This is a genomic window from Lactimicrobium sp., from assembly GCF_036453465.1.
GTDB lineage: Bacteria > Bacillota_I > Bacilli_A > Erysipelotrichales > Erysipelotrichaceae > Bulleidia.
In genome coordinates, this window is record NZ_JAZHUW010000056.1 from 1 (window position 1) to 11,376 (window position 11,376).

At 47.9% G+C, this 11,376-nt stretch carries 11 protein-coding genes and 1 riboswitch; of the genes, 6 read left to right on the forward strand and 5 right to left on the reverse strand.

Annotated elements, in window-relative coordinates; translation table 11 throughout:
- Positions 1-131: 131 nt before the first annotated feature.
- The 5 genes from SOI44_RS10170 to SOI44_RS10190 form a co-directional block, all read right to left on the reverse strand.
- Positions 132-458, reverse strand: a complete 327-nt coding sequence (locus SOI44_RS10170; protein ID WP_331349104.1) for a putative quinol monooxygenase — start codon at positions 456-458, stop codon at positions 132-134.
- 66 nt (positions 459-524) lie between these two features.
- Positions 525-2,168, reverse strand: a complete 1,644-nt coding sequence (gene treC / locus SOI44_RS10175) for an alpha,alpha-phosphotrehalase (RefSeq protein WP_331349105.1) — start codon at positions 2,166-2,168, stop codon at positions 525-527.
- An 11-nt stretch (positions 2,169-2,179) separates the two neighbouring features.
- Entirely contained in the window at positions 2,180-4,135 is a 1,956-nt protein-coding gene (treP, locus tag SOI44_RS10180) for a PTS system trehalose-specific EIIBC component (RefSeq protein ID WP_331349106.1), read from the reverse strand.
- A 111-nt stretch (positions 4,136-4,246) separates the two neighbouring features.
- The gene (gene treR / locus SOI44_RS10185; RefSeq protein ID WP_331349107.1) at positions 4,247-4,963 is read right to left on the reverse strand and encodes a trehalose operon repressor; all 717 of its coding nucleotides are present in this window, start codon (positions 4,961-4,963) and stop codon (positions 4,247-4,249) included.
- Positions 4,964-5,119: 156 nt separating this feature from the next.
- Complete coding sequence (locus tag SOI44_RS10190; RefSeq protein ID WP_331349114.1) at positions 5,120-5,311, reverse strand: hypothetical protein; 192 nt, start codon at positions 5,309-5,311, stop codon at positions 5,120-5,122.
- On the opposite strand from SOI44_RS10190, the gene SOI44_RS10195 reads away from it, so the two are divergent.
- The 6 genes from SOI44_RS10195 to SOI44_RS10220 all read left to right on the forward strand — a co-directional run bounded on the left by SOI44_RS10195 (position 5,253) and on the right by SOI44_RS10220 (position 11,238).
- Positions 5,253-5,966: an NAD(P)/FAD-dependent oxidoreductase gene (locus tag SOI44_RS10195; RefSeq protein WP_331349108.1), complete on the forward strand. Its 714-nt coding sequence runs from the start codon at positions 5,253-5,255 to the stop codon at positions 5,964-5,966. The genes SOI44_RS10190 and SOI44_RS10195 overlap by 59 nt on opposite strands.
- A gap of 125 nt (positions 5,967-6,091) precedes the next feature.
- A riboswitch (TPP riboswitch) is annotated at positions 6,092-6,180 on the forward strand.
- A gap of 35 nt (positions 6,181-6,215) precedes the next feature.
- Positions 6,216-6,887, forward strand: a complete 672-nt coding sequence (locus tag SOI44_RS10200; protein WP_331349109.1) for a YkoF family thiamine/hydroxymethylpyrimidine-binding protein — start codon at positions 6,216-6,218, stop codon at positions 6,885-6,887.
- Positions 6,888-6,911: 24 nt separating this feature from the next.
- Positions 6,912-7,514, forward strand: a complete 603-nt coding sequence (locus SOI44_RS10205; RefSeq protein ID WP_331349110.1) for an ECF transporter S component — start codon at positions 6,912-6,914, stop codon at positions 7,512-7,514.
- Positions 7,504-9,042, forward strand: coding sequence for an ABC transporter ATP-binding protein (locus SOI44_RS10210; protein WP_331349111.1), 1,539 nt, complete (start codon positions 7,504-7,506; stop codon positions 9,040-9,042). Before SOI44_RS10205 ends, SOI44_RS10210 begins: the two co-directional genes overlap by 11 nt.
- A 4-nt stretch (positions 9,043-9,046) precedes the next feature.
- Complete coding sequence (locus tag SOI44_RS10215; protein WP_331349112.1) at positions 9,047-9,787, forward strand: energy-coupling factor transporter transmembrane component T family protein; 741 nt, start codon at positions 9,047-9,049, stop codon at positions 9,785-9,787.
- Positions 9,788-9,912: 125 nt separating this feature from the next.
- Complete coding sequence (locus SOI44_RS10220) at positions 9,913-11,238, forward strand: MATE family efflux transporter (protein ID WP_331349113.1); 1,326 nt, start codon at positions 9,913-9,915, stop codon at positions 11,236-11,238.
- Positions 11,239-11,376 lie beyond the last annotated feature (138 nt).

Below are 11,376 nucleotides of genomic sequence, written 5' to 3' on the forward strand. Positions count from 1 at the left end.
TTAACGGGAAAAAGCGGTAGTTTGCGTGTGGCAGACCGCTTCATGCGCTTCTGAGCGCAGCCAGTAATAAGAGGGCTACGCCCGTCTTGTGAAAAACCACCAGCTCAGCTGGTGGATACTTATTTTTACATTTAGCTGCGGATATATGCTTTGTCATCCGGATTGTCTTCCGTGGATACATAGCGCTCTGCCTCCATGTGCAGATCATATTTATCCCGCAGTTTTGCCAGCTGCGCCATCATAGGAGAACGATGATGGGCATCGAGTGCCTTCTGATCGTGCCAACTGTCAATTAACAGAATGGTTTCCGGATCATTCAGGGGAATGAAGTACTCATAGCGCTCATTTCCCGGTTCATTGCGGATGGCATCCGCAATGCCGGAGGATTCCATTTCCATAGCAAACCTTCGGGCACTGCCATTGGTACCGTGGTAATACAGATTTACTGTCAGACTCATGTCATTTACCTCTTTGTCTTCAGTATAGCAAAAAGGAATATGCTTTCGGCATATTCCCTGTGCTTGTTACTTTCTGTAGAGAACAAGACACTCATATGGCTGCAGTGTCATATGATTTGCAATCTGCTTTCGATTGACGTTTGATAACAGAATTTCATTGTTGGAAATATCATCCAGATTTACATCTGTTTCTTTTCCATAGAAGTTGCAGAGCACGGTCAGCTTCTCATCTCGATCAATTCTCTGGTAAGCCAATACGGAAGGATGATCTTCCAGCAATGGTTTGTAGGTGCCATCCTGGATGATCTTCATGGACTTGCGCAGTGAGATCAGTTTCTGATACCAGGCAAAGATGCTTTCCGGATCTCTGCGGTCATTTTCCACATTGATTTCTTTGTGTGTTCTGCCCAGCGGAATCCATGGTGTACCGGTTGTAAAACCTGCGTTTTCTGTGGCATCCCAGCACATTGGTGTTCTGGCATTGTCACGGCTTCTTTCATTGAGAATGTGCAGAATTTCCTGCTCACTCTTTCCTTCCTTTTTCAGAATGTGATACGCATTGATGGACTCCACATCACGGTACTGGCTGATGTCATCAAACCCGGCATTGGGCATACCGATTTCTTCACCCATGTAGATATACGGCGTGCCGCGCATCAGATGGATGGCAGCTGCCAGCATCTTGGCAGATTCTTTTCTGTACTTTTTGTCATCACCGAATCTGGATACCGATCTTGGCTGATCATGGCAGTTCCAGAACAAGGCATTCCATGCATGATTTTCCTGCATGCCAACCTGCCATTCATTGAGCAGATGCTTCAATGCCATGAAGTCAAACGGCTGCAATTCCCACTTCTTTCCATCCTTGTAATCCACTTTGAGGTGATGGAACGAGAACACAGAGGAGAGTTCATGGCTGTCATCACCGGCATAGCCGGAACAGTTTTTGACAGTTGTAGAACTCATTTCACCAACCGTCATGGCCTCGGGATCATTGCCAAAGCTGTTCTTGTTAAGCTCTTTAAGATAGGTATGTACCAGCGGCTGATCGGTATAGAACTGGCGGCCGTCAAAGTTGTTTGGATCATCTTCAAATGACGATTTTGAGATCTCATTGATGACGTCGAAGCGGAAGCCATGGACACCTTTTTTCATCCAGAAATTGACAATGTCTGCCATTTCTTTTCTGACTGCAGGGTTGGTCCAGTCAAGATCCGCCTGTGATACATCAAAGAGGTGCAGATACCATTCGTCAAACTTTGGCACATATTCCCAGGCTGGACCGCCGAACTTTGACTGCCAGTTGTTGGGAGGCACGCCCGGGCCTTTGCCTTTTTTCCAGATGTAGTAGGCTTTGTACTTTGGGTCGCCTTCCATGGCTTTCTGGAACCATTCGTGTTCGGTGGAAGTGTGGTTGAAGACCATGTCCAGCATGATATCAATACCGCGTGCTTTGCATTCTTTGACAAGCTGCTCAAAGTCGGCCATAGTACCATAGCGGGGATCAATATTCCTGTAATCCTGTACATCATAGCCGTTATCTTTCTGCGGCGAAATGCACATGGGATTGAACCAGATACAGTTGATGCCCAGCTCCTGAAGATAATCAAGACGGGAAATCACGCCCTGAATATCACCCCAGCCATCTCCGCTGGCATCACAGAATGATTTTGGATAAATCTGATAGACGACAGTACTGCTGCGATCCATCGCACGCCTCCTTAGCTAAGTTTTGCAATTCCTGTTTCACCAGCCTGTACGGACTGGTCTTTCTTTAATAATGTTACCGCGGTTCCATCTGTCAGGATGACCGGTGTTACAGCAGATTTACCCTGTGACTTGATATAGTCAAGATCCACTTCCGTCAATACATCTCCCTGATGGACAGTATCTCCCTGCTTGACTCTGCCATGGAAGCCTTTGCCCTCAAGCTCGACCGTATCCATGCCAATGTGAATCAGTATTTCTTTGCCATTGGCGGCCTTGATGCCATAAGCGTGTCCGGTTGGAAAGGCGACCGTGACTGTACCGGAGAACGGTGCCACAATCTTTCCATCAGTTGGTTCAATCGCAAAGCCATCACCCATTGCTTTTGAAGCAAAGGCCTGATCCGGAACATCCTCAATTGCAATCAGTTTTCCACTTGCCGGGGATGCAATTTCTTCGCTTTCTTCTGCCGTTGTGAATGCGGCAGGAGCAGCTGCCGGTGCTTCCTCTTCTGTATCAACAGTTGTGATGCGGTCTTCGGTTGTCAGTCTCTTTTTGCCGATGATCAGTGTCAGTACAAATGGAATGACAATTGCTGCGGCCATAGCCAGGAAGAAGGCACCCCAGAACTGCGGCATGATGGACAGGAAGCCTGGAATGCCGCCGACACCGATGGCAGAGGCATTGACGCCAAAGCCGACGGAAATGATGGCAGCGATGCAGGAACCTGTCATGGCGCAGTAGAACGGAAATTCATACTTGAGGTTGACACCGAACATAGCAGGCTCGGTAACACCCAGCCAGCAGGAGATGGCAGAAGGAATATTGACTTCCTGTGCTTTTGCATTTTTCTTCTGCAGAACGGACATGGCCCATACAGCAGATCCCTGGGCAATGTTGGATAGAGCGATCATCGGCCAGAGCATTGTGCCATGAAGCGGCGTATCGGCGATCAGCTGCAGATCGATGGCATTGGACATATGGTGCAGGCCGGTGATGACCAGCGGGGCATAGAAGAAACCAAAGATCGCAGCGAAGATGATGCGGAACTTTCCGGAGATTCCGGCATAGACGACATCAGAGATCCATGTGCCAAGTGTCCAGCCGATCGGGCCCAGAACGAAGTGGGCTGCCATGACGGCCAGCAGCAGTGAGCAGAACGGGACAACAATCATCTTGATGACGGATGGTGTGATCTTGTTGAAGAAGCGTTCCAGATAGGCAAGTGTGAAGGCTGCCAGCATGGCCGGAATGACCTGTGCCTGATAGCCGATCATTCTTGCGGATGCAAAGCCGAAGTTCCAGACATAGTCAGGTGCCCAGGCATCGGCTGCCATGCCGGCAACGGCATAGGCATTGACCAGCTGGCCGGAGACAAGGGTCAGACCAAGGACAATACCAAGCATTTCAGTACCGCCCATCTTCTTCTGAACGGACCAGCAGATACCTACCGGAATGCCGGTATGGAAGACAGCTTCACCAATCAGCCACAGGAATTTGTCTACTCCTGCCCAGAACTGGGAGGTGGCAACAAGTGTCTGTGTGCCGTCACCGAAGATATACAGAGAATCAATGACATTACGGAAACCAAGAATCAAGCCACCGACAATGATCGCAGGAATCAGTGGCGCAAAGATTTCAGCCAGATTGGTCATCAGTTTCTGAACGGGATTCTGGTTGGACTTGGCTGCCTGCTTGACAGCATTCTTGGAAACACCTTCCAGACCGGAGATCTTGATGAAATCGTTGTAGTAGTCAGCCACATCATTGCCGATGATGACCTGGAACTGTCCAGCCTGTGTGAAGGTTCCCTTGGTAGAAGGCAGTGCCTCAATCTTCTTGACATCTGCCTTGGACTGGTCAATCAGGACAAAACGCATTCTGGTGACACAGTGAGAGACTGCTTTGATGTTGTCTTTTCCGCCAACGTATTCCAGCAGCTTTGAAGCATCATTTTCGAATTTTCCCATATTTTCCCTCTATGTACATGTACGTACATGTGTTGCATAGTGATATTAACCTGTACGTACATGTGTGTCAATAGCAAAATGAAAACGCTCTCTGCAGGCAGAGGGCGCTCATCAGGCTCTGGGATTTCTTCTGGCAAAATCACGGAACACAAACTTGTCCGGACGATGACGGCTGGATGTGTACTGGAAGACACGTGCATCGTCCAGATAGGTGAAGGATTCCACATTGACCACCATGTTAAAGCCTTTCATATCCAACCAGCGCATATCCTGATTGGTTGCACTCTGGCAGGTGATCTCCTTCTCGGCATAGGCAATCCTGAGATGGAGCGTTCCTTCCAGATATTCATACAATGAGTCCGCCGCAATTTCCTTTGTGATGCCGGGACAGATCCCGGCATTGAGAACATCGGTATCCAGAATAACGGCTTCTCCGTCAATGCGACGCACTCTCTGCAAAAGATATATCCATTCATCTGCCTTCATCTTCAGATACTTCTGAAACTTCTCATCCGGATGCGTCTTCTCACAGCAGATGACTTCTGTTTCAACCTTCTTGCCCATGGTGGACGCAAGCTCCTTGAAGGAGACAACGCCATTGACGGGAAATTCAAACCGATTGATGGACAGCACAATGGAGCCAATGCCCTTGGCTTTCTGGATGAAGCCATCCTGGGCAAGAAGAGATAAGGCTTTGCGGATGGTATCACGCGATGCCCCATATACTTCCATGAGTTCGTGCTCACCAGGCAGCCGTGATCCGGCAGAATAAGTTCCATCCTCAATCTGTGCCCGTATTCTGTTTTCAATCTCCTGATATTTTGACATGTATTCTGCTCCGGGTTTCATTATACATGGCAGAATCTGTGGATGTTATAGCAGAATTGAGACAGGTGCTGTTTCCAAAGGCAGATCTGCGCTGAGCACATGTATTTTATTCACCAGCCAGAATGTGCTCTGGCACACTTGTCTGCAGTATTGTCTTTACCTATAGATGTAAGTATATATTCCGTTCAGAATGATATTGCCATAGAGTTCCTTAAACTGTGTCTCTTCCATATTCACGCTGCCGTTGAGCCAGAGCCGGAGAAGATTGAAGATGCTGTTCATTGTATGATTGAAGATCACTTCCAGCTGGGCATCTGTCAGATGGCTCTTTGCTTTCCATTGGGGCATCGCTGCCTCTTTCTCCTTCAAGGAGAAGGACAAAGAACTCCTGAAATATTATGAAACACAGGTTGAGAAGAATCATATTGATATCAGGTTCCATACGGAGGTAAAAAGTCTTGATGATGTTGAGACGGATGAGTATGTGATTGCTGCAGGCTCAATGGGACCTAACCGTCTTCATCTGCCTGGAAGTGAACGTTTTCTGACTGCTCAGGAATATATCAGTAATGGCTGTAAAGATGGTGAAAATGTCGTGATTATCGGCGGCGGACTCACTGGCTGTGAGATGGCGTATGAGATTGCCAAGAGTGGCAGAAAGCCTGTTATTGTAGAAGTGAAAGATGATATTCTGATTGCACCTGGAAGCTGTATGGCAAATACAAGCTTCCTGAGAGATGCCTTCGAATATTACAATGTTCCCATCTATACTTCTGCCAGGACCGTCAGTGCAGATGAAAATAGTCTCACGATCCTGGATGAAACAGGAAAAGAAGTCCGGCTGCCAGCAGATGTGATTGTACAAAGCATTGGCTTTAAGCGTGGTCTTCCGTTTGATGTTCCGGAAAACGCAGATCATGTACATGTTATTGGTGACTCTGCAAAGATCTCCAACCTGCTGAATGCAGTTCATTCCGCATATAACCTTGCCATGCAGATCTGACAGGCAGAACAAATTAACTGTTCTAATATGCAAAGAGCAGGCCTGTCAGCATCGGGCGTTAACAGCTGATGGCATGATGTTGACACATCAGCGTGGGATTATTAAAATAACCACTGTGCTTCAATCAATAGTTTCCGGGGTGCCTTGTGGCTGAGATGATACCCGTTTACCTGATCTGTGTAATGACAGCGTAGGGAGAAAACGAGATTATTTTGTAATGATGGCCTCCGGTAAAGGAGGTCTTTTTTGATGAGTGAAGTAACGAAGCCATATGTGACATATGGCAATAAGACTGCCTGCAGTACAGGTGGTTCGGACTGTGGATGCGGCAGTGCTTCTTCTCCTACATCTTTGAAGGTGAATGGATGCCGTTTTACGCTGAATATCATGAGTGATGATTTCATCAATATCATTCTTGATTCGCTTAAGAAGACAAAGACAGACAAGGTATGGCAGATGACAGATGAGCTTTCGACGGTTTACCGGGGAAAGCAGGTTCATGTGATGGACTCTGTAAAGGCATGCTTTATCAATGCCTTCAAACCTGGCGTGCACATGACATCGGAGATGACTTTTTCAAGAGGCTGCCCGGGTGATGTTGATGCGGATTCGTTCATGAATGTGGATGATGTACCGGTGAATGAACCGCTGATCAAAGATGTCCATTTCCCGGTAATGTGCAAGATTGCCTTTTATCCGATGGGTATCCCAGATTATATGAGGCATATTGCCACAATTGTGAATCATGCGATTGATCTTGGCATTTATGAAAGAAGTTCTCATTACTGCACGATTCTGAAGGGGGATGTGCAGGACATCTTTGCTTACTTTAACTATGTGAATACGTATGGTGCAGAGCATCTGAGTCACTACATTCTGGAGGCTACTGTGGCGGCAAATATTCCGGAAGAAGAGAAATAAACAGGCTGGATGGAGATGGAAATTATGGGGAACAATAATAGCTGGAAGCTGAAGGATGTATTACTGATTGCAATTTGTGCAGTTTTGTTTGGCGTGATTTATATGGGATGTACATATGCCGGCGGTATTCTGTATGGTCTGCTGACACCAGCTGGTATGGGATCACTTGGCTATGAGCCGTTCTATGGTATTTACTTCATGGCAGGGGCCTTTGGCATCTATGTCATGCGCAAGCCTGGCACTGGCATTGTGGCAGAACTGCTGGCGGCCATCATGGAATGCCTGATGGGAAACTACTTTGGTCCGATTATTATTCTGTCCGGACTGGTTCAGGGGTTTGGCTTTGAGCTGCTGATCATGCTGCGGAAGTACAAACACTATGACAGAGGCACAATGTGTCTGTCTGCTGTGATCTGCTCCTTCTTTACCATGGGATATAATCTTCTGATCAGCGGCTATAACAAGATTGCCGTGCCGGTATTGTTAATCATGATGGTGGTCAGAGTCATCAGTGCAGTTGTGTTTGATGGTCTTCTGACTCCGGCGCTTGGCGATGCCCTTGTCAAGGCTGGCGTATTGAAGGGATACAAGGCGGCTGAGGGAGTATCCGAAGATCTTGAAGACTGATTCTCATGTAATAGAGGATGTGCCGGTACTTGAACTGAAGAATGTTGTGTTCCGCTATTTCAAAGACGGAAAGCGGAATATTCTGGACCACACTTCATTTGTGATCCACAAAGGCATCAGTGTGATCACCGGTGCCAGCGGCAGTGGAAAAAGTACGCTGGCAGCCGTTGCTTCCGGGCTCTATCCGGAAAATGGCGGATATCTTGCATCTGGTGATATTTTCCTGTATGGCCAGAATCTTCGAAGACTGAATGCACAGAAGCGGGCATCGTATCTCACGGTTCTGTTTCAGAATCCTCAACTGCAGTTCTGTATGGATACACTGCGTCATGAGATGGAATTCTGTCTGGAAAACATCTGCGTTCCGCAGGCGGAAATGTCAGGCCGCATTAAGGCAGTCTCGGCACAGCTTCATTTGGATTCTCTGCTGGATCAGTCGTTCCAGACGCTGTCTGGTGGTGAAAAGCAGAGGGCAGAACTGGGCTGCTTGTTTCTGATCGGCAGTAAATGCATATTGATGGATGAACCGTTTGCCAATATTGACGAAGATGAGTCCTGGCGGCTGATTGACATGATCACATTCATGGCGAAGGCGGGAAATGACTTTGTGATCATTGACCACCGCATGGATTACTGGCTGTCAATGGCAGATGAGATACTGATTCTGAAGGAAGGAGGCCATATCCTGCAAAGAGGCATTACCAGAGAAAACTATCAGGATTATGCTGCTTTGATCAGGCAGGAAGGGCTGTGTTTTCCAAGTGTTTCTGATTATCCGCAAAAGGAAGAGGAAGCAGCAGATGGGCAGGATGCAGTTCTTTCCTTTCAGCATCTTTCCGTATGCAGAAGCAGTAAAAAGAAAAGCGTGCATAGCTGGCAGAAGCGGGAAAAGAATGAACAAAATGCGGATGATGTGCTGCTGAAAGATGTTTCGGCAGCGTTTCCAAAAGGAAAAATGAGTGCTGTGCTTGGCCCATCGGGGGCAGGCAAGACAACGCTGTTTCTGGCTGTCCTTGGTGTGCATGCATATACGGGAGAGATTTCACTGGATGGTGTTTCCATCAGTGCGTATAAGCAGAAAGATTTATACCGGCATATCGGTATTGTCTTTCAGAACCCGGCCAACCAGTTTGTTGCCCAGAAAGTCAAAGATGAAGTGCTGGCGGGCCTGGCCATCTGGCATCCTGAGATGAGTGATGAAAAGAAGGAAGAATGGGCAAGAAAGATGTTAAAGGAATATGGTCTGGAGCACTATTCCAGATTTTCTCCATATATGCTTTCGCAGGGACAGCAGCGCCGGCTTGCCGTACTGTCCGTGCTTGCCGGCGGACAGCAGGTGCTGCTGCTGGATGAGCCGACATATGGTCAGGATTTTCGCTCAACAATGGCAATCATGAATCAGCTGAGTCAGAAGATCAAAAACGATAATCTCACGGTGATCATGATCACCCATGACCGTCAGCTGGCACTTGCTTATGCAGATCGGATCTATGAGATCGAAAACAAGGCACTGATACAGCGGAGATGATGCGATGAGAACATTTGCTGAAAAACTGAATCCATCCATAAAGCTGATTACCATCCTGATCCTGGTTATCCTGATTTCTTTTCAATACAGGACAATGCTGAACCTTTCCATTTTTGTATTTTCGCTTCTGCTAGTCTTTCTTGGATCACACAATGCGCCAAAGAAAGTTCTGAAGATTCTGATCCCAGCTTTTTTTGCCGCATTTGGTTTGTTTATGATGGGCCTGTATTATGCCAGAGGCAGCAGTGTGACAGCCACAGCTTTGTCAGATGTGTCATCCATGCCCTATGTGGTAAGAGCAGCTATGTCCAGAAATCTGACAACTGCTTTGCAGCTCAGTACCAGACTTCTGGCTTTTGCAGGTCTGGGCATCTATTTTGCGCTGACAACCAATGGTGAATACTTTGTACGCAGTCTGATGCATCAGTGCCATATGTCTCCCAAGTTTGCCTATGGCATGTTAGCAGCGTTTCATCTGCTGCCGCATATGGCTAACGAACTGAAATCTGTACAACTGTCCTACAGGGTCAGAGGCATGCATGTCTCCTTCCTGTCCAGAAGAGTATTGTTCACGATGCTGGTAAATAGTATCCACTGGTCTGAAAGCCTTGCCATGGCGATGGGATCCAAAGGCTTTGATGGAGATGCGCCGCGCACATGGTGTGAGATACCAGAAGTTCATTTGTCTGATATTCTGTTGTCTGTTTTCTCTATTGCTGCAGTCGTGACTGCCATGGTGATCTGATGATGAAAGGCCTTTTGTACCGTCATTCTGCTGCCTTTAGCCAGAAACTGTGACACACGCGCAGGCCGAAAGGCGTTATACTTTCTCATTGTATGAAAACTGATGAAATATTTGCAAAAGGCAGGATGAGCCGTGTGATCTGGAAGATGGCAGTGCCTGCCATTGCAGCCCAGCTTGTCAATCTTCTCTACAGTATTGTGGACCGTATCTATATCGGACATATTCCTGACATTGGCACAACGGCTCTGGCTGGTGTTGGTGTGTGCAATGCCATCATCATCCTGATCTCTGCCTTTGCCATGATTACCGGCGGCGGTTGTGCACCGCTTGCCTCTATTGCCTTAGGTTCCGGCAGAAAGAAACGGGCCAGCCAGATGATGAACAATGGCTTTGTCATCATCATGGTGCTGGGGGTGATCCTGATGGTGATCTTCGGATTGACGATTGACCCGATGCTCAGACTGGTCGGTGCCAGTGATGCCACGCTTCCATATGCACATACCTACCTGTCTATTTATCTGCTCGGTACCTTGTTTGTCATGGCTGCCATCGGCATGAACCCATTTCTGAATGTGCAGGGGCATCCCGGTCTGGCCATGTCTACTGTCATCCTTGGTGCGGTATTGAATATCGTACTGGATCCTGTGTTCATGTTCGGCTTTGGCATGGGTGTCGCCGGTGCGGCCTGGGCAACCATCCTGTCCCAGTTTGCCAGTGCCCTGTGGATCATTCTGTTCCTTGTCTCAAAGAAAGCATCATTGCGTCTTTGCTTTGCGGATATGAAGCCCAACGGGGAAATCATGCATAAGATCTTTGCCCTTGGTATTTCCCCGTTTGTCATGGCATCCACCGAAAGCATCATCGGCTTTGTCATGAACGGCATCCTGGTTAAGTACGGAGATCTGTATGTCAGCGTATTGACCATCATGTCCTCATGCATGCAGATGATTGCCGTACCGCTCAACGGCTTCCAGAACGGTGCTTCTCCGGTCATTTCCTATAACTATGGCCATGGCAGCCCGGACAGAGTCAAAGAAGGCTTTAAAGTGATCTTCCTGAACATGACCTTGTTCAACTGCTTCATGAGCCTGATGATGATCTTCTTCCCCGGCTTCTTTGCCGCTCTGTTTACCAGTGATGCCACATTGATTGCCGGCGTTCAGAAAGCCATGCCCCTGTTTATGGCAGGCATGACCGTGTTTGGCATGCAGAGAGCCTGTCAGACCATGTTTGTCGCCCTGAATCAGCCAGGTGTTTCATTATTTATTGCCCTGCTCAGAAAGATCTTCCTGCTCGTGCCGCTGGCATTCCTGTTTTCCCATTTCTTTGGGGCCATGGGTGTCTTTGGCGCCGAAGCTGCAGCTGATGCCTTTGCTGCCATTACATGTATTCTGCTGTTCAGGCATATCTTCCCTGGTGTATTGCAAAAGATGAAAGTACAGCAGGCATAAAAAAACAGGCGTGAAGTCCTTGATGGATTCCACGCCTTTATAGGTGTGTCGGGCATGACACACATCCAGCCTGCAGCAGACGCAGGTCACGGGTATTTGTCGCCAAGTGAAGTGAACCACCAGCCGCAGGCGGTGACG